Source organism: Sphingomonas sp. Leaf198, from assembly GCF_001424005.1.
Classification (GTDB): domain Bacteria; phylum Pseudomonadota; class Alphaproteobacteria; order Sphingomonadales; family Sphingomonadaceae; genus Sphingomonas.
The window spans coordinates 811,765-829,091 of the sequence record NZ_LMPX01000002.1 but is presented as its reverse complement, the minus strand read 5'-3'; the positions used below and the strand labels follow the sequence as shown (position 1 = coordinate 829,091).

Below are 17,327 nucleotides of genomic sequence, written 5' to 3'. Positions count from 1 at the left end.
TATCGCGCCTAGGCGGCAGGGTGGCGCTTGCGTGCCGTCCTGCCGCGTTGACATGCGTGGGCCAGGAACTCGCTCAGCCCTTCAGCCGTGCTAGTCTCCGCCCGGTAGATGACGCTGCGACCGATCTTCTCGGACGACACGAGCCCGGCGCGCTCGAGGATCGCGAGGTGGGCGCTCATGGTGTTCGGCGTCGTGTCGATGGCGGCAGCGATGTCGCTCGACGCCATGCCTTCGGGCAATGCATCGACGAGGACACGGAACGCCTCGAAACGGCTGGTCTGCGCAAGTGCGCTCATAACCTGCAGGGCGTTCATCTTTTCCACTCCTCATGTTCTAGGCTGGCTCCGCCGACCTGCAAAGCGGTTCTCCAGTATCGTAAACGACTTGGTAACACTACAATAATTCGCGAAGCGTTGTATTATTCCGTGGCCGTTCCATATTGGGGGCGTCGGTGGCTGTCGCCATCCCCGACAGATCATCATCATCGGCGACGATGGAGTGAGCTATGAATGCGATTGTTGCGGAGCGTACCGCCGGCATCAACCCGAAGGCCGATCCCGTCCTGGATCATATGGAGGGCAAGCTCAGGATCGGCGCGCTGTTCCCCGATCCTCTCGACGACGATGACGACGGTGATGAGACGATCACCACCACCCGCCGTGCGATCGGCCGCGTCGCGCTCGTGGCATCCGAGACCGCGACCCGTTTTCAGCGCGAGGCGGTCGAGCACGACCCGATGGCATGGATGTTTTCGCCCCGCCGGCTCTTCGATGGCGCGGCGGCTATCGACGCCTGCCTCGACCGCGATGCCTGCATGCGTGGCGTGCTGGCTCATGGGCTCGGTCTTGGGCTCGACGTGTCACGTGCCGCCATCGATGCGCTGATGGCGTCCGAAGATGATGGACTCGACGAGCACGAGTATGAGTATCTGTACGGCAACATTCCAAGCAACGGGCGCCGGTCGAATCGTGATCGCGCCGGCCGCCAGACCCGTCTCCGCCTGTACACGGCCACCATCGCCGAAACGCGGGACAACCGCATGCTCCAGGCCTTCCACGCGTCTGTCGCGCGGAATGTCGACGAGGTCCGCGCCCGTCTCGTGGGCCGCTTCGGTCCCGATCTGGCCGCAGCTGCCGATATCCGTACCGGCCTTCATTCGACCGCCCCCCTCGTGATCGCCCTCGTGCCATCCCCGGTGGCTGCGATGATCATCCAGATGGGCAACGACTGCGCCTCGTCCGCAGCCAAGACCTTCGCCGTCGACATCCAGCAGGTGATTCAAGCCTGACCGGGCGGCGATGACGGAACGGTCGGGGCTGCGCTGACGATCGACGTCGCGCCGCTGCGGTCCCCGCGCGCCGGCATCAAGAGGAGATAGACATGAACATCCATGCCGAAGCCGGCTGCGAGGACGCAGCCGGCACCGGAAACGTACGCGTGCTTCGCCCCTTGCGTCTTACCGAAGGTCCGACCGGCGAAGGCACGGGCCGCGGCTCGCATGTCGGCGTAGCGCTGGACTGCGAAACGACTTCCCTCGATTCCTCGACCGGCAAGATCGTAGAACTCGCCCTCCGTCGCTTCCGGTACGATCCCGACGGGGTCATCACGGACATCGACGCGGCCTATGAGTGGCGCCAGGATCCGGGCGAACCGCTTTCTCCGGAGATCGTAGAGCTCACGGGCCTTACCGATGCCGATCTTTCCGGCCGCGAGATAGAGGAAGACGTTGCGGCGCGGCTGCTGAAGTCGGCCAGCTTCGTTGTGGCGCACAACAGTTCCTTCGACCGGCGCTGGCTCGAAGATCGCCTGCCGGACGCGCGGGGTCTGAACTGGTGTTGCTCTATGCGACAAGTCGACTGGCGCAGGCGCGGCTTCGATGGTCGGGTTCTGGGGTATCTACTGCTTCAGCGTGGCTACTACTTCTGCGGACATCGCGCCTCTGCGGATGTCGATGCCCTGATCCAGATGCTGCGCCACCGCGACGCTGCCGGCCGTACCGCTCTATCCGAGATGATCGAGCGTGGCGCCGCACCGACATGGCTGGTCCGGGCTAGGGGAGCCGCCTTCGAGGTTAAGGATCTACTCCGGGCACGAGGTTATCGCTGGTCCGCCGACCTGAAGGTCTGGGCGAAGGAGGTCGAAGACGGGGACCTCGTGGGCGAACAGTTCTGGCTCGCTGCCAACGTCTATGCCGTCGAGGCCAATCCGAAGGCGATTTGCGCCGAACTCATCCGCGTCACCCCTCGCACCCGCTTCATCTGAGCGGCATCCGCGCGCCCATCAACGGAACATGGAGAAGAGAAAATGGCTCGTAAGAAGACGCCCCCCGCCAACAAGGCGACCACCACCGCGCTGGCGAACATCACCGGGTCCGCGCTCGTCCCACTGTTCGGCTCCGAACGGGCGCTGACGAAGATGCCCGGGAAGGATGGTGCCGCCGTCCGCGATGGTGACGTCACCCTGGTTACGGGTCGCCCCTATGCGACGAATGATCGCGTCATCCCGGCTAGCGAGATCTTCTTCGTGAACGGCGCGAAGCCGAACCGTGACGGGCCTTGGATCGACGAGGCGGATAAACTGAGCTGGGTTGATGACGAGACGGGGTTCGAGTGCATCATGCTCCGGGAGACGGGGGATGGCTATCTCAGCGGTTTCGTAGGCGTGCCCCGCGGACATCCGCTATGGGGCTGGAACCACGAAGCAATCCCTACCGATCTCGGCATCGAGGTGCACGGCGGGCTGACGTATTCGCGGATCTGCGATGAAGGCCCCGAGCCGACGCGTCGCATCGCCGTGGAGGCGCGGCGGATCTGCCACGTTCCGCGGGTTCCGTACCAGTTCGAACCCATCTCCCATGCGACCGATCACCGCCCCGAGGACGCCCACGTCTGGTGGTTCGGCTTCGACTGCAACCACCTATATGACGTCATTCCGGGCGAAACTAGGCACGGGCTCCGGTTCCTCGGTGCGGAAACCGGGGCCGAATATCGGGACGACGGCTACGTAGTACGGGAGGTCATCAACCTCGCCCGTCAGCTCCGCGCGATCGCCGATCGCGAGCCGGTTCCCGAACGTGATGGACCGCCGCTCCCGCCGATTGGGCTCGACCCGCAGAGGGGAGGCTGATCATGGACCGGCGAGATCGCCATGCCGGCGACCTGCCCTGGGGCTGGTGGTTGAGGGCGCGTGATCGCGGTCTCGAGGATGACTCGGGACGCACCTGGCGGACCGTCAGGGAAGCGTTCTGGGTCGGAGAGCTCGGCTTCCCCGCTATTCACCTCGCCGGCGAACAACAGGAACTGATGACCCGTGTCCTGACTGCCATCGACGCCCGCTGGCTTGCAGGCGCGGAGCACAGGCATGACCTGTTCGAGGGCGATATGCTGTTCTGGCGCTTCTATCTGTGCTGGCTGGCGTCGATTGGAATGCTGGATTCCGCCGACGGGGCGCAAACTCTAGGCGCTCCCCTCAGCCCTGAGGGAAAATCAGTCATGCTGATGATGCAGGCGACCCGCGAACCGGGTTGGGAGGATCTGCCGATGGCGGAGGTGGTCAACGCGGTGGCGTCCGCCAAGCGCGGCGAGGCGGATGCCGCGCGCGAACGCGCTCTCGTGGTCTTCGAACGTTCCGTGACCAGTCGTCGGCATGTTTTCGCACGTGAGCGTGTTGGTCGATCGCATCTGATCACGCTGACCGGCATCGCCACGGATGCACGAATGCCGACGCGGAGAGTGGCCTGGTCGCAATCGTTCGCCGAAGATCAGCATCGCGACGACCTCTTTGCATGGATCGCGGAAAGGGTCGACCGGTGGGACGACTGGTGGGACCTGGCGCATCGTCAAGGCGGCGAGGCGCTGACACAGCGTCTGCTTATGCTCGTCGTGCAGACCGGGGGACTGGCATCATGACGATGGTGGTGCCCGCGATCCCGGTCGATGGTCGAGATGCCGACGATCTCAGGAGGTGCGAGGAAGCCGGCCGTACCGCGCGCAGCGAAAAGATGATGGTTGACCAGCTCGTCGCGAAGATGCGCCTGGCCAGCTTCCGCACGTATCTCTGTGCGACGGTCCGGACGATGTCAGCGATCGTGCCCGACGTTCTTGGACTCGCCGGCTGCGATGCGCCATCCGCTCTGCAGCGCATCCGGCCGAGCCATAAGTGGCCGGAGAGTACTCAGCCGCAGCCTTCAGGGCGCGCCTTGTTCATCCGCACCAATCAGAAGGTAGGATTCTCGAACGCGGCACCGCGTCATGGGGATGCGGTGATTGCCGATGGCTTGAAGGACTGGATCGAAGCCGCGATCGTCGGCTGCTCGCTCGAAGTCGTCTTCCGCAGTTCGGGGTTCGAGTTGTCTACGCGGGACGGCTGCGCGAGGCTCAAGCTGAAAAGCCTTCCGGACACGATACTCGCCGCATGCCTTGGCCGCTCTCTGGACGAGGTCGTCGACCATCCGCTGCTGCGCGATCGAGGATACGTCATCACCCGAACGGACCAACTGGCGTCGGAGTCGATGCTGGAATTCGATGTCGGAAGGCTGCGGCTGGAGATGCCGTGGCGGCCATGAGCCGCACTTTGCGCGGCGAGGTTCTTCATCGTTCCGAATTAATGAAGCCGCCGCTCAACAGACGTATGGCTCTTCGAAATTCTGTGTTGCCGAGCGAGGCGACACGTCCGAAAACCGCCCCTGTATGCGGACTGTTAGTCCGATCAGGGAATGGTGGCGAAAGATGATACCGATTTACGAGCAGGGCGGCGGCAGAGGCATCGGCCTCATGCTCGAAGCATTTCTGCAGCGCGTGGAGGAGATTTGCGCCGAGCACGTGAAGGATGGCAGGGCGCGGGCATTCGCGATCATCCTACGGAATGCTGAGGACCGCGATCTAAAGCGGGTACTCGCCGATCAGGGCGCCTATGCCAAGCTCGACAGATTGTCCGGCACCGCCCTCAGCGTCTTCTTCGTCCACACCGCCTCGGATGAAGCACTTGCCCGATTTAACCACATCGTCGGTGCACGCCTCGGCGTGGAGGATGCGAAACTTCCCGCAGTCGCGTTCTTCCGGACGGCGGCGATCGACGACGGTTCCGTGGGCTTCACAGATGTCGAGGTGGTCCCACTAGACAGCGCGGACATCATACATGGGCTGCACGAGCTCTATCAGCGTATCGAGCAGTACATCGCGGCCATGGACAAGCCGGCCAAAGTCGTGCCAGCCCGTGGGGCGAAGGCCTTCGCTGCGGGAAACTTCGTAACCCTTGAGATGTTTAGGGCCGCGCTGCGCGAAGGCATAGGCCTGCTTTTCTAGCCGTCTAAACCTTATTCAACCCCTGTGGGCTTCCGAGTTATTCTGGGTCATTAACCTTGTAATGGGCCGAAGTTAACTTGTGCGAGGGAGCTCGCGGCGACGATCTCCGCCCATTCGGCTTCGGTGATGACGCGGATGCCCAGTTCGGTGGCTTTTTTAAGCTTGGAGCCCGCCCCCGGTCCGGCGATCACGAGCCCGGTCTTGCTCGACACCGACGCCGCGACGCGCGCGCCGAGCGCTTCCGCCTGCGCCTTGGCTTCGTCGCGGCTGAGCGTTTCGAGGCTGCCGGTGAAGACCAGTATCTGACCGGTGACCGGCGATTCGCGGGTTTCGTGGACGACATCCGCCGGCTTCACTTCGCGGAGCAGGTCGAACACGACTCGGCGGTTGTGCGGTTCGGCGCAGAACCCGATCAGCGCGCTCGCCACCTCGGGGCCGATCCCGGCGGTCTCGATCGCGCCAACCAGCAGCTTGTCGCGGCGAAGCACGAATTTCCGCTCGGGTTCGCCAATTGCTGCTTCGATCTGGCCGCGCAGGAAGACTGCGTGACGCAGTACCGCGCCGAGCGCCTTCGCCGACACATAGCGTCGCGCAAGGTCACGCGCGGTAATCTCGCCGACGTGGCGGATGCCGAGCGAGAACAGGAACCGGTCGAGCGGGATCGTCCGCTTGGTCTCGATCGCCGCGATGACCTTGGCCGCCCAGACGCGCCCGTCCTTCTTGCGCGCGGCTAGTTGCTCCTCGGTCAGGCGGAAGATGTCGGCGGGCGATTCGATCAGGCCGTCGCGGAAGAACGCCTCGATCAGCGTCTGCCCGAGCCCGCCGATGTCGAACGCGTGGCGGGAGGCGAAGTGGATCAGCCGCTCGACGCGTTGCGCCGGGCAGATCAGCCCGCCGGTGCAGCGATACACGACCTCGCCCTCCTCGCGCTCGGCGGCGGACCCGCATTCGGGGCAGACATGCGGGAAGACATACGCCTCGCGCTCGGCGTCGGGGGTGAGGTTCTCGACGATCTGCGGGATCACGTCACCGGCGCGTTGGACCAGCACGCGGTCGCCGGGGCGCACGCCGAGCCGCTCGATCTCGTCGGCATTGTGCAGCGTCGCGTTGGTTACGACGACGCCACCGACGGTCACGGGCGACAACCGCGCGACCGGAGTCATCGCGCCAGTCCGTCCGACCTGGATGTCGATCTTTTCGAGCAAAGTCTGCGCCCGCTCGGCGGGGAATTTGTGCGCGATCGCCCAGCGTGGCGCCTTGGCGACCTGACCGAGTCGGGCCTGCCAGTCGAGCCGATCGACCTTGTAGACCACGCCGTCGATGTCGAACGGCAGGTCGGCGCGTTCGGCTTCGATCTTACGGTACACGTCGAGCGCCGCGGCCGTTCCTTCGACCCGCGCGAACCCTTCGGCGATCGGAAAACCCCAGCCGCGCAACGTGTCGACGACTTCGGCCTGCGTCTCGCCCGGCACGACGCTCGCCTCGCCCCAGCCATGCGCGAGGAACCGGAGCGTGCGGCTCGCGGTGACGGCAGCATCCTTCTGGCGCAGCGACCCGGCGGCGGCGTTGCGCGGGTTGGCGAACTGCCGTGCGTCCTTGCCGGTCTCCTCGGCCTCGGCGAGCAGGCGCGCGTTCAAGGCGGCGAAGTCGTCCTTCGCCATATAGACCTCGCCGCGAACCTCGAAGATCGCGGGGGCCTCACCCTGCAAGGTCTGGGGGATATCACTAATGGTGCGGACATTGGCGGTCACGTCCTCGCCGACCTGCCCGTCGCCTCGCGTGAGGGCCTGGACCAGCCGCCCGTCCTCGTATCGCAGCGAACACGACAGCCCGTCGATCTTCGGTTCTGCGGTCAGCGCCACCGGCGCGTCGTCCGCCAGCTTCAGGAACCGGCGCACGCGCGCAACGAACTCCTCGACTTCCTCGTCCGCAAACGCGTTGTCGAGGCTCATCATCGCCTTGGCATGCGCGACCTTCGCGAGGTGCCCCGCGGGTGCAGCACCGACGGTCCGGCTCGGCGAATCGGTCCGCACCGCCGCCGGATACGCCGCTTCGAGTGCCGCATTGCGCCGCACCAGCGCGTCATAGTCGGCGTCGCTGATCTCGGGCGCGTCGTCGGTATGATAGCGTGCGTTATGATACGCGATCTGCGCGGCGAGCGTCTCCAGTTCGGCGGCGGCTTCGATCTCGGTCGCGGGAAGGTCGGTCATCGCGCCGGGTTAGGGGAGGGGGGCGTCTTTCGACAAGACCTCGATCAACATGGCGTGAACATTCGCCCGACTTGCGCGCTGACATACCAAGAGAATTTTTCGCAGGACACGCCATCATGACCGACACCAACCGCCGAGACCTGTTCAAGGGCGCCGCCGTCACCGGCCTCGCCGCCGCCGCCGCACCGGCCTTCGCGCAAGGCGCCGCGCCGCTCGCCGATCCGCAGACGCGCTTCGTCTCGACGCCGTTCCCAGAGCAGCGCCAGAAATGGCCAGCCCTCCAGCGCGACATGCACCCCGTCCCCGATTGCGGCGAGACGAGTTACCGCGGCTCCGGGCGGCTCGCGGGGCGCAAAGCGCTGGTCACCGGCGGCGATTCGGGGATCGGCCGGGCGGCGGTGATCGCGTTCTCGCGCGAAGGCGCCGATGTCGCGATCAACTATTACCCGACCGAGGAGCCCGATGCGCAGGACGTGGCGAAGCTGCTCCGTGCCGAGGGCCGGAAAGTCGTGCTGATTCCCGGCGACCTGACCGATGCGAAATTCTGCACCGACTTGATCGCACGCGCGAACCGCGAACTCGGCGGGCTCGATATCCTCGTCAACAACGCCGCGTACCAGCAGTCTAAGGAGTCGATCGCCGAGATCAGCTTCGAGCAGTTCGACCGGACGATGAAGACCAACGTCTATGCGATGTTCCACCTCTGCAAGGCGGCAATCCCGTTGATGAAGCCGGGCGCGTCGATCATCAACACCGCCTCGGTCAATTCGGTCAGTCCCGGTGAAGAACTGCTCGATTACGCCACCACCAAGGGCGCGATCCTGATCTTTACCAAGGGGCTGGCCAAGCAGCTCGGCAAGAAGGGGATTCGCGTCAATGCGGTCGCACCGGGGCCGGTATGGACGCCGCTCCAGGTCGCGGGCGGGCAGCTGCCGGGCAAGATGGGCGAGTTCGGGCAGGACACGCCGCTCGGCCGGGCGGGTCAGCCGGCCGAACTCGCGTCGCTGTACGTCACGCTCGCGGAGACGGGGACGAGCTTCACTAGCGGCAGCGCGTTCGCGGCGACCGGCGGCACCGGGGTGCTGTAACGGAGGCGTCCACCGCTTCACCCAACCGACTCCACCCCGGCGAAGGCCGGGGCCCAATTGGCGAGGTCGCAGTAACGGAGCGATGCGCATCGTTATCTCTGTCCCCAAATTGGGCCCCGGCCTCCGCCGGGGTGGTGGTATTTACGAGGTGCGACGGCTCACCCGGCACCCCATCGCCGCAGACCTTCCGCATCCAACACCCTGATCCGCGCATATTCCAGCGCGATCACGCCTTCGCGCTCCATCGCCTTCAACGCCTTGTTGAGCGTCTGCCGAGACACCCCGATCATCGCCGCGATATCCTCCTGTCGGAGTGCGACGCTGTCGCCCCCAGCCGCGCGCACCATGCCGCCGAGCATCCTCGCGAGCCGCACCGGGATCGGCTGCGACAGCGTGTTCATCATGAACGCGAGCGACGCGCGCTGGTGCGCGCACGCCAGCAGCGCAATGTCCCACCATAATTCGGGCGTGTCGCCGGCCAGCCGTCGGAACGTGTCGATCCCGATATGCAGCACGCGCGCCGGGCCGAACGCGATCGCGTCGTGCGGCCTCGGCCCCGCATCGAGCGTCGACAGCTCGCCGAACCACGTCCCCGGTCCCATCATCAGCACCACCATTTCGGCCCCGATCGCGGGATAGCCGATCAGCCGGACCTGCCCGTCAAGCACCGCCCAAAGCCCATCGGGTGGATCGCCGACGCCGTAGAGCCGCGTGCCTGCCGGCACCGATCGGACGCTTGCCTCCTGCAACAGCAGCGCGCGTCGCGCGGCCGGTACCGCGCCGAACCACTGGTCGGCCTCGAGCAGCGCAGGATCGATCGAAGACATCGCGGAAGTGTCGGCCAATCACCGCGATTGTCAATCCGACGACATTTCCGTGATCCGCGCCATGCTATGCCACGCGCATAACAAAAGGAGATGGATGATGGCGACCGCACTCAGGACCGAGCCGACGATACGCGATCTCGTGTCGCCCGAGGAATGGGCGCTGCGCGTCGACCTGGCCGCGGCGTATCGCCTGATCGCCTATTACGGCTGGGACGATCTGATCTTCACGCATCTGTCGGCGCGCGTGCCGGGGCCCGAGCATCATTTCCTGATCAACCCCTACACGCACATGTTCGAGGAGATCACCGCGTCGTCGCTCGTCAAGATCGACGTCGACGGCAACAAGGTCATGGACACGCCCGCGCCGGTCAACCGTGCCGGGTTCGTGATCCACTCCGCGATACACGCCGCGCGCGAGGATGCGGTCGCGGTGCTGCATCTGCACACGCCGCACGGCCAGGCGGTGTCGGCGATGGCGGAGGGGCTGCTCCCGCACACGCAGACCGCGATGATCGCCGGGCACGACGTCGCGTATCACGACTTCGAGGGCATCGCGACCGAGCTCGAGGAGCGCGAACGACTGGTCGCGGATCTCGGCACGAAGCACAGCATGATCCTGCGCAACCACGGCACGCTGACGGTCGGCGAATCGATCCCGCAGGCGTTCCTCCGCATGTATTTCCTCGAACGCGCGTGCGAGGCGCAGGTGTTGATGCTGAGCGCCGGGCGCGAGAATCTCAACACCCCGAATCAGGGCGTGGCAGAGAAGGTCGAGGGCCAGTCGAGCGGCCCCGGCATGCGGATGCTCGCGGACGGGCTGGCGTGGCCGGCGCTGCTCCGGAAACTCGACCGGATCGATCCGAGCTTTCGCGACTGAGCTAGACCGCGAGAAGACATCCGAATTTTTGCCACACGCCAGCCAAGCCCACCACCCCGGCGAAGGCCGGGGCCCAATTGGCAAGGTCGTCGTAACCGCTCCCGGCCTTCTAAGAGCCATTGCCCAACTGAGCCCGGCCACCGTCGGGGTGGTTAGACGTGAGAGTGCCGAAAACGTCGCCGGCATTAGCGCTCGCGCTCTTCCCGACCACCCCCATCCGCAGCAGGCGATGCCCTGATCGGATCGACTTCAGATGACCGCGCCCGAGACTATGTCGGCTCCCCTCCCTGAAAGGGAGGGGCTGGGGGTGGGTAGGTCGGCTTGTGCCACCACAGTCCGAAAGCGCGGAGACCGACCCACCCCCGACCCCTCCCTTTCAGGGAGGGGGGAGAAGTTGGCGAGGCGTCCCGACTTCAGGCCCGCTCGAGCAGCCGCTCCGCCTGCGCGCGGGCTTCGTCGGTGATCTGTGCGCCGGACAGCATCCTCGCGATCTCCTCGCGGCGTTCGTCCTCGGACAAAGCGCGCACGCCGGTCCGCGTGACGGTGCCGTCGCTGCTTTTCGCGATCAGCAGATGTTTCGCCCCACGCGCCGCGACCTGCGGGCTGTGCGTCACCACCAGCAACTGCGTGCTCTGTGCCAGTCGCGCGAGTCGTTCGCCGATCGCGCTGGCCACCGCGCCGCCGACGCCGCGGTCGATCTCGTCGAACACCATCGTCGACGCGCCGCCTTCTTCCGCCAGCGCCACCTTCAGTGCGAGGATGAAGCGCGACAATTCGCCACCCGATGCGATCTTGGTAAGCGCGGCGAACGGCGCACCCGGATTAGTCGAGATCTCGAACTCGACGCGGTCCTTGCCCGCCGCCGACCAGCCCTCGTCACCAAGCGGCGCCACCACCGTCTGGAACCGCGCCGCATCCAGCTTCAACGGCGCGAGCTCGCCCGCGACCGCCACGTCGAGGCGTTTCGCCGCCGCCAACCGCCGCTTCGTCAAAGCATCCGACGCCGCATCGAAAGCCTTCCGCGCAGACGCCACGCGTGCCTCGATCTTCGCGATCCCGCCTTCGCCCGCATCGAGCCGCTCCAGCCGTGCGCGCATCTCGTCCGCCAGCGCGGCGAGGTCATCCGGCTGCACGCGGTGCTTGCGTGCCATCGCCCGAAGCTCGAACAACCGCGCCTCGTCATCCTCCAGCGCGCGCGGATCATACGCCATCTCGGCCCGCGCATCGCGCAGGCTTTCCTCGGCAACCGACGCCTCGATCACCGCGCGATCGACCGCCGCCAGCGCATTGCCGAGCGCGACATGATCCTCCGCGATCCGCTCGAGCACACGCGCGGCCTGGCGCAACTTCGCCATCCCGCCGTCCTTGCCCTCGAGGAAATCGTCGATCGCCGCCAGGTCGTCCGCGATCTTCTCCGCGCGCTGCATCGACCGCCGCGTATCCGCCAGCGTCTCCTCTTCGCCCGCGACCGGCGCCAGCGCGGTCAGTTCGGCGACCGTATGCTCCAGCCACTCGCGATCCCGCGCAGCCGTCTCGATGTCCGCGCGCGCCGCCGCCAGTTCGGCCTCGGCCGCCCGAAACGCCGCGTAAGCCTTGCCCGTCGCGCCCGGCTCGGTCCGCCCGAAGATGTCGAGCAGCGCCCGGTGGCCCCGCGCATTGAGCAACCCGCGCTCGTCATGCTGCCCGTGGATTTCGACCAGATGCGGCGCCATCTCGCGCAGCAGCCCCGCCGACGCCGGCTGGTCGTTTACGAAGCCGCGGCTGCCGCCGTCCGCCTTGACGATCCGCTTCACGATCAGCGGCTCGCCGCGCTCGATCTCAAGCCCGTTCTCGTCGAACAACAGCGCGAGCGGCGACTCGGGGGCAGGGGCATCGAACGTCGCGGTCACCACAGCCTGCGTCGCGCCGTGCCGTACCAGTCCGCTGTCGCCACGCCCGCCGAGCGCAAGGCCAAGTGCATCGAGCAGGATCGACTTGCCCGCCCCGGTCTCGCCGGTCAGCACGCCAAGCCCTTCGCCGAATCCCAGATCCAGCGCTTCGATCAGCACCACGTCGCGAATGGAAAGTTCGGTCAGCATAGGATGTCCGCCATAGACGAACGGGCGCGCAATGCGATCCCCCTATGTTCCAACCGAACGGCCTGTACTCGCGTCAGCTGCCGGTGTTGGACGGCTGGCCCGCCGAACGCGGCTTGTCGGGCGTACGCACCGAAGGGCCGGTCGGCGTCGAGCCCGGCTCGTCGAGTTCGACCATCACCGACGGCGTCCCCTTGGTCCCGACCGGCACCACCTGTTCGCCGGGCTTCAGCGGCGGCACGGCCGGCACCTGCTTCTTCTTCAGCAGGTCGTAGGCATGCTGATACCAGTCGGTGCCGGGATAGTTGCGCCCGAGCACCGCGCCTGCCTTCTCGGCCTCGACGGGCACGCCGAGCGCCAGATACGTCTCGGTCAGCCGCATCAGCGCCTCGGGCGTGTGCGTGGTCTGCTGGAACTTGTCGATCACGGTGCGGAACCGGCCGTTCGCGGCGAGCCACTGGCCGCGCGTCTCGTAGAACCGCCCGATCTCCATTTCCTTGCCCGCGAGATGATCGTTGACCAGATCGATCTTCAGCCGCGCATCCGACGCATAGCGCGTGTTCGGATAGCGGCGCATCAGCTCGCCCAGCGAATCGAGCGCCTGCCGCGTGATCTTCTGGTCGCGCGTGACGTCGGTGATCTGCTCGTAATAGCCGAGCGCGATCAGGTAATAGGCGTACGGCGCATCGCGGTTGCCAGGATGCACCGCGAGAAAGCGCTGCGCCGAGCTGATCGACGCGGTGTAATCGCGCGCCAGGTAATAGCTGAACGCCGACATGATCTGGGCACGGCGTGCCCAGATCGAATAGGGATGCTGGCGCTCGACCTCGTCGAACAGCTGTGCAGCCTCCTTGTAGCGCGCCTGATCGAGCCGCCGCTTGGCGGTCGAGTACAGCGTACCCACGTCGCGCGCGACATAGGGCAGATCGCCCTTTGCGGCACGACCGCCCGCGCAACCAGCCATGGGGAGCGCAAGCGCGGCGACGAGCGTGACCACAAGGGCACGGGGCATGCTCGGAAAGGACTGGGGGATACGCATTGGCGTTGTCCTTAGCGTAACCGGGGCTTCGCGAACAATCCCTTTCGCCAAACACCCAAGGAGGCTCTCGAGCGGGCGACTTCATGGGGCAGGGGGGCTTTCGCTGGCGCGGATCGCACGGCAAAGGTCGTGCGTTGGCGAAACGCCATTCCAATCGAGGACGATCCCATGCCCGCCACCCTGTTGCACACCCACCGCGTCGAGAAGCCCTGGGGTCGCGACACGCTCTGGCCCGGTTTCGAGGACGCGGCCCCCGGAACGCCGCCGATCGGCGAAGTCTGGTTCCAGGAGCCGGGCAACACCACGCCCGACCTGTTGATCAAGTACCTGTTCACCAGCGAAAAGCTGTCGGTCCAGGTCCATCCGAACGACGAGCAGGCGCACGCCCGCGGCCTGCCGCGCGGCAAGGACGAGTGCTGGACGGTCCTCGCCGCCGAACCGACATCGACGATCGCGGTCGGCACGAAACAGGCGATCTCGAAGGACGAGCTGCGCCAGTCGGCGATCGACGGCACGATCGAGGACAAGCTCGACTGGAAGCCGGTCAAGCCGGGCGATTTCATGTATTGCGCCTCGGACACGATCCACGCGATCGGCGGTGGCCTGACGGTGATCGAGGTCCAGCAGAATTCCGAGACGACCTATCGCCTGTACGATTACGGCAGCGACCGCGAACTCCACCTGAAGGACGGCATCGAGGTTGCCGATCCGACCCCGTACGTGCCCGTCGCGCCGCCGATCGAGGTCGAAACCGGCCGGACGATCATGGTCGAAGGGCCGAAGTTCGTGCTCGAGCGCTGGAAGGGCGGCGATCATGTCGTCAACCTGCCCGAGGGCACGACCGGCTGGGTCATCCCGATCACCGGCTCGGGCGATGTCGCCGGCGTTGCGTTCAAGGCCGGCGAATGCGCGACGATGACGGGTAGCGAGACGGTCTCGACCAGCGCGGATGCGGATGTGCTGTTCGCGTATCCTTTGGCGAAGCGGATTTGAGCAAGGGCTAGATCGAGGGAGAGAAGGAGAGCGCTTCCCGCCCCTCCTTGTTCTCCCGCGAAGGCGGGAGCCCAGTCTGGGTCCCGCCTTCGTGGGGAAACATCGTGGTTCAGGCCGAACGCCATTCCCACGAGCGACCACCTCATACCTTCTTGCTCCACCCCGGCGAAGGCCGGGGCCCAATTGGGGAACGTTGCTAATGAAGCGTGGCACACTGTTATTGCCACCTTACCAATTGGGCCCCGGCCTCCGCCGGGGTGGTAAGGGCGGATGGCACGGCGCCTCGTTCGCCGCCAATTAGCCCTTCATCATCTGTGGCACATGGCCTCCACTCCGCGCCCTTTGCCGGGTGGTAGAAGGGGACGACTCACCACCCATTAACCGCCGCGCTATACCCCCGCGCAATGCTGCGCGTTCTCACCCTCTCCACGCTGTTTCCCGACGCGACCCGTCCGAACTTCGGCGGCTTCGTCGAGCGGCAGACGCTGGGGCTCGCCGCGCATCCCGATGTGGACCTGACAGTGGTTGCGCCGATCGGTCTTCCGCCCGGCATCCTGCGCAATGTCCGCCATTACGCGCCGCTCGCCAAACTGCCGCACCGCGAAACCTGGAAGGCTGTCGCCGTCCACCGCCCCCGCTTCACCGCGATCCCCTTCACGCAAGGCCGCCATCACGCCGCAGCACTCGAACGCGCGCTCGTACCGCTGCTCGACGCCCTCCGCGACACCTTCGCGTTCGACGTGATCGACGCGTCGTTCTTCTTCCCCGACGGCCCCGCCGCGGTCGCACTCGGCAAACGCTACGGCGTGCCCGTCTCGATCAAGGCACGCGGCTCCGACATCCACCATTGGGGCATGGTCCCCGCCACCGCCGCGCAGGTTCGCGATGCGGGGCAGGGGGCGGCAGGGCTGCTCGCGGTCGGCGCGGCGATGAAGGCGGACATGGTCGCGTTAGGCCTCCCCAAAGACCGGATCCGCATCCACCATACCGGCGTCGACCAGACTCGCTTCCAACCGACCGACCGGGTCGCCGCCAAGGCGCGGCTCGGCATCACGGGGCCTCTGGTCGTCGCGATCGGCGGCCTGATCGAGCGCAAGGGCCATCAGGTCGTGATCGCCGCGATCGCCGCGCTCCCCGGCGTGACGCTGTTGATCGCGGGCGAGGGGGCCTATCGCGGCGCGCTCGAATCGCTGATCGCCCGACTCGGCGTCGGCGACCGGGTCCGCCTGCTCGGCGCGATCCCGCACGCCGACTTGCCCGCGCTGGTCGCCGCCGCCGACGTCACCGCGCTCGCCTCGATGTCGGAGGGGCTCGCCAACGCGTGGATCGAATCGCTCGCTAGCGGCACGCCGATCGTCATCACCGACGCCGGGAGCGCGCACGAAGTGGTAACGTCGCCCGCCGCGGGCCGTGTGACGATCGGCGATCCGCTGGCGTTCGCCGCCGCGATCGGCACGCTGTTGCGCGACCCGCCGGAGCAAGCCGCGACGCGGGCGATGGCGGCCGGCTTCACGTGGGAAAAAAACACCGCCGCGCTCTACGCGCACCTGACGGCGTTGGTCGCGGCCTACCCCTCGAGCGGATAGAGCGCCGCGACGATCCAGCGACCCTCGCCGCGCAATACTGCCCACGCGCGGGCGGCGGCACGACTATCCATCGCCTCGATCCCGAACCCGCGCGCCTCGACCGCACGCTTGAACGCAAGCGGCGGCTGACGCAGCGCATTGCCGGTCCCGAGCAACAGAAACTCGGGCGGCGGATCGAGCGCCAGCAACGCTGCGACATCGGCCTCGCCCAGCGCCTCGAACGCCGGCGGCTCCCAGCCATCCGCGCGCTCGGGGCTGATCGCCAGCGCGGTGTAATAGCCGTCGTCGACCTTGAACCCGCCGCGACCGAACGCCGAGATCATCGGCCCATCGGTCTTCTCGCGGTCCATCCTCAACGCTCGACCTTGGGACCAACCCGCTCGGCGCCGTCCTGCACGCCACCCTTGCGCGGTGCAGGATCGGCCCGCAGACCCAGCGTGATCAGCAGCGACGACGACACGTAGATCGACGAATACGTCCCCACGACGATACCCAGGATCATCGCCGCGGTGAACCCGCGCAGCACGTGGCCGCCCAGCACCAGCATCGCAACCAGCGCGAGCAGGATCGTCACCGACGTCATCACGGTACGCGGCAGCGTCTCGTTCACGGACAGGTCGATGATCTCGCGCATGTCCATCTTGCGATAGCGGCGCATGTTCTCGCGGATACGGTCGTCGATCACGATCTTGTCGTTGATCGAGTAGGAGATGATCGTCAGCACCGCCGCGACGATGTTCAGGTCGACCTCGAAATCATTCCGCATCAGCGCGAAGAAGCCGAGCGTCATCAACAGATCGTGGACGATCGCGACGATGGTCGAGACGCCGAACTGCCACTCGAACCGCACCACGGCGAACAAGGCGATGCCCAGGATCGCCAGGCCGACCGCGAGCAGTCCCTTGGTGATCAGTTCGTCCGAGACCTTGCCCGAGATGGTGTCGTATTTCGAGAAGGTCGATCCCGGGAATTTCGCCCCGATATCATCCGACACCTTCTTCACCAGGCGGTTGGTCGCACCTTCGTCGCCACTGTCGGGCAACGGCAAGCGGATCGACAGCGTCTTGGGATCGCTGAACGACTGGATCGAGGCTTCGCCGACACCGAGGCGGTCGACTTCTGTCCGCACCGCCTCGATCGACGGCGGCGTCGCGAAGTTCTGTTCGATCAGGACGCCGCCGACGAAATCGACGCCCATGTTCAGGCCGCGAAAGGCGACGAGGCCGACCGCTAGAAGCGAGAGGATCAGGGTCAGCCCGAACGCCCATTTGCGTAGGCTGACGAACTTGAGGTTCGTGTTGTCGGGAACGAGTTTCAGCAGGCGCATGG

Annotated in this window: 17 protein-coding genes; 10 read left to right on the top strand and 7 right to left on the bottom strand. The window is 66.2% G+C overall.

The features are described from left to right. Positions 1 to 8 precede the first annotated feature (8 nt). Entirely contained in the window at positions 9 to 314 is a 306-nt protein-coding gene (locus tag ASG20_RS10870; protein ID WP_056051891.1) for an ArsR/SmtB family transcription factor, read from the bottom strand. 191 nt (positions 315 to 505) lie between these two features. Here ASG20_RS10870 and ASG20_RS10865 point away from each other — a divergent pair, with 191 nt between their 5' ends. From ASG20_RS10865 to ASG20_RS10840, 6 genes are all read left to right on the top strand, one after another. After that, complete coding sequence (locus tag ASG20_RS10865; RefSeq protein ID WP_056051888.1) at positions 506 to 1,288, top strand: hypothetical protein; 783 nt, start codon at positions 506 to 508, stop codon at positions 1,286 to 1,288. 92 nt (positions 1,289 to 1,380) lie between these two features. After that, positions 1,381 to 2,262 carry a 3'-5' exonuclease gene (locus tag ASG20_RS10860; protein WP_056051885.1) on the top strand — a complete coding sequence of 294 codons (882 nt, stop codon included), beginning with the start codon at positions 1,381 to 1,383 and terminating at the stop codon, positions 2,260 to 2,262. Between the two features lie 42 nt (positions 2,263 to 2,304). Beyond that, positions 2,305 to 3,126 carry a hypothetical protein gene (locus ASG20_RS10855; protein ID WP_056051882.1) on the top strand — a complete coding sequence of 274 codons (822 nt, stop codon included), beginning with the start codon at positions 2,305 to 2,307 and terminating at the stop codon, positions 3,124 to 3,126. Between the two features lie 2 nt (positions 3,127 to 3,128). Beyond that, the gene (locus tag ASG20_RS10850) at positions 3,129 to 3,908 is read left to right on the top strand and encodes a hypothetical protein (RefSeq protein WP_056051878.1); all 780 of its coding nucleotides are present in this window, start codon (positions 3,129 to 3,131) and stop codon (positions 3,906 to 3,908) included. Beyond that, a complete protein-coding gene (locus tag ASG20_RS10845; protein WP_156364226.1) occupies positions 3,905 to 4,564 on the top strand; it encodes a hypothetical protein in 660 nt (219 codons plus the stop codon). The genes ASG20_RS10850 and ASG20_RS10845 overlap by 4 nt, the downstream gene beginning before the upstream one ends. A 163-nt stretch (positions 4,565 to 4,727) precedes the next feature. Next, positions 4,728 to 5,303, top strand: coding sequence for a hypothetical protein (locus ASG20_RS10840; protein ID WP_056051872.1), 576 nt, complete (start codon positions 4,728 to 4,730; stop codon positions 5,301 to 5,303). Between the two features lie 50 nt (positions 5,304 to 5,353). On the opposite strand, the gene ligA is transcribed toward ASG20_RS10840, so the two are convergent. Next, positions 5,354 to 7,513, bottom strand: a complete 2,160-nt coding sequence (gene ligA / locus ASG20_RS10835) for an NAD-dependent DNA ligase LigA (RefSeq protein ID WP_056051869.1) — start codon at positions 7,511 to 7,513, stop codon at positions 5,354 to 5,356. Between the two features lie 116 nt (positions 7,514 to 7,629). On the opposite strand from ligA, the gene ASG20_RS10830 reads away from it, so the two are divergent. Then, positions 7,630 to 8,601: an SDR family oxidoreductase gene (locus ASG20_RS10830; protein WP_056051866.1), complete on the top strand. Its 972-nt coding sequence runs from the start codon at positions 7,630 to 7,632 to the stop codon at positions 8,599 to 8,601. Between the two features lie 158 nt (positions 8,602 to 8,759). Here the strand turns inward: ASG20_RS10830 and ASG20_RS10825 are convergent, their stop codons facing one another. After that, on the bottom strand, positions 8,760 to 9,428 hold the full coding sequence (locus ASG20_RS10825; protein ID WP_156364224.1) for a Crp/Fnr family transcriptional regulator: 669 nt from the start codon (positions 9,426 to 9,428) through the stop codon (positions 8,760 to 8,762). Between the two features lie 97 nt (positions 9,429 to 9,525). On the opposite strand from ASG20_RS10825, the gene ASG20_RS10820 reads away from it, so the two are divergent. Continuing rightward, positions 9,526 to 10,305: a class II aldolase/adducin family protein gene (locus ASG20_RS10820; protein ID WP_056051858.1), complete on the top strand. Its 780-nt coding sequence runs from the start codon at positions 9,526 to 9,528 to the stop codon at positions 10,303 to 10,305. Between the two features lie 413 nt (positions 10,306 to 10,718). Here the strand turns inward: ASG20_RS10820 and recN are convergent, their stop codons facing one another. Next, positions 10,719 to 12,383, bottom strand: a complete 1,665-nt coding sequence (recN, locus tag ASG20_RS10815; RefSeq protein WP_056051856.1) for a DNA repair protein RecN — start codon at positions 12,381 to 12,383, stop codon at positions 10,719 to 10,721. A 73-nt stretch (positions 12,384 to 12,456) separates the two neighbouring features. After that, positions 12,457 to 13,419, bottom strand: coding sequence for an outer membrane protein assembly factor BamD (locus tag ASG20_RS10810; RefSeq protein WP_056051853.1), 963 nt, complete (start codon positions 13,417 to 13,419; stop codon positions 12,457 to 12,459). Positions 13,420 to 13,587: 168 nt separating this feature from the next. On the opposite strand from ASG20_RS10810, the gene ASG20_RS10805 reads away from it, so the two are divergent. After that, positions 13,588 to 14,412: a class I mannose-6-phosphate isomerase gene (locus ASG20_RS10805; protein WP_056051849.1), complete on the top strand. Its 825-nt coding sequence runs from the start codon at positions 13,588 to 13,590 to the stop codon at positions 14,410 to 14,412. Positions 14,413 to 14,816: 404 nt separating this feature from the next. Then, positions 14,817 to 15,998 (top strand): glycosyltransferase, encoded by a 1,182-nt coding sequence (locus ASG20_RS10800; RefSeq protein WP_056051846.1) that lies wholly within the window; start codon positions 14,817 to 14,819, stop codon positions 15,996 to 15,998. Here the strand turns inward: ASG20_RS10800 and ASG20_RS10795 are convergent. Both ASG20_RS10795 and secF read right to left on the bottom strand, forming a co-directional pair. Continuing rightward, on the bottom strand, positions 15,980 to 16,348 hold the full coding sequence (locus ASG20_RS10795; protein WP_156364222.1) for an Mth938-like domain-containing protein: 369 nt from the start codon (positions 16,346 to 16,348) through the stop codon (positions 15,980 to 15,982). The genes ASG20_RS10800 and ASG20_RS10795 overlap by 19 nt on opposite strands. 2 nt (positions 16,349 to 16,350) lie before the next feature. Then, positions 16,351 to 17,325, bottom strand: coding sequence for a protein translocase subunit SecF (gene secF / locus ASG20_RS10790; RefSeq protein WP_056051840.1), 975 nt, complete (start codon positions 17,323 to 17,325; stop codon positions 16,351 to 16,353). Between the last annotated feature and the right edge of the window lie 2 nt (positions 17,326 to 17,327).

Excerpts from the sequence above, each read along its gene's own strand:
- ASG20_RS10800 (WP_056051846.1), top strand. The coding sequence starts at position 14,817 with ATGCTGCGCGTTCTCACCCTCTCCACGCTGTTTCCCGACGCGACCCGT.
- ASG20_RS10795 (WP_156364222.1), bottom strand. The coding sequence starts at position 16,348 with ATGGACCGCGAGAAGACCGATGGGCCGATGATCTCGGCGTTCGGTCGC.
- ASG20_RS10865 (WP_056051888.1), top strand. The coding sequence starts at position 506 with ATGAATGCGATTGTTGCGGAGCGTACCGCCGGCATCAACCCGAAGGCC.
- ligA (WP_056051869.1), bottom strand. The coding sequence starts at position 7,513 with ATGACCGACCTTCCCGCGACCGAGATCGAAGCCGCCGCCGAACTGGAG.
- ASG20_RS10860 (WP_056051885.1), top strand. The coding sequence starts at position 1,381 with ATGAACATCCATGCCGAAGCCGGCTGCGAGGACGCAGCCGGCACCGGA.
- ASG20_RS10850 (WP_056051878.1), top strand. The coding sequence starts at position 3,129 with ATGGACCGGCGAGATCGCCATGCCGGCGACCTGCCCTGGGGCTGGTGG.
- recN (WP_056051856.1), bottom strand. The coding sequence starts at position 12,383 with ATGCTGACCGAACTTTCCATTCGCGACGTGGTGCTGATCGAAGCGCTG.
- ASG20_RS10825 (WP_156364224.1), bottom strand. The coding sequence starts at position 9,428 with ATGTCTTCGATCGATCCTGCGCTGCTCGAGGCCGACCAGTGGTTCGGC.
- ASG20_RS10845 (WP_156364226.1), top strand. The coding sequence starts at position 3,905 with ATGACGATGGTGGTGCCCGCGATCCCGGTCGATGGTCGAGATGCCGAC.
- ASG20_RS10805 (WP_056051849.1), top strand. The coding sequence starts at position 13,588 with ATGCCCGCCACCCTGTTGCACACCCACCGCGTCGAGAAGCCCTGGGGT.
- ASG20_RS10870 (WP_056051891.1), bottom strand. The coding sequence starts at position 314 with ATGAACGCCCTGCAGGTTATGAGCGCACTTGCGCAGACCAGCCGTTTC.
- secF (WP_056051840.1), bottom strand. The coding sequence starts at position 17,325 with ATGCGCCTGCTGAAACTCGTTCCCGACAACACGAACCTCAAGTTCGTC.
- ASG20_RS10855 (WP_056051882.1), top strand. The coding sequence starts at position 2,305 with ATGGCTCGTAAGAAGACGCCCCCCGCCAACAAGGCGACCACCACCGCG.
- ASG20_RS10820 (WP_056051858.1), top strand. The coding sequence starts at position 9,526 with ATGGCGACCGCACTCAGGACCGAGCCGACGATACGCGATCTCGTGTCG.
- ASG20_RS10840 (WP_056051872.1), top strand. The coding sequence starts at position 4,728 with ATGATACCGATTTACGAGCAGGGCGGCGGCAGAGGCATCGGCCTCATG.
- ASG20_RS10810 (WP_056051853.1), bottom strand. The coding sequence starts at position 13,419 with ATGCGTATCCCCCAGTCCTTTCCGAGCATGCCCCGTGCCCTTGTGGTC.
- ASG20_RS10830 (WP_056051866.1), top strand. The coding sequence starts at position 7,630 with ATGACCGACACCAACCGCCGAGACCTGTTCAAGGGCGCCGCCGTCACC.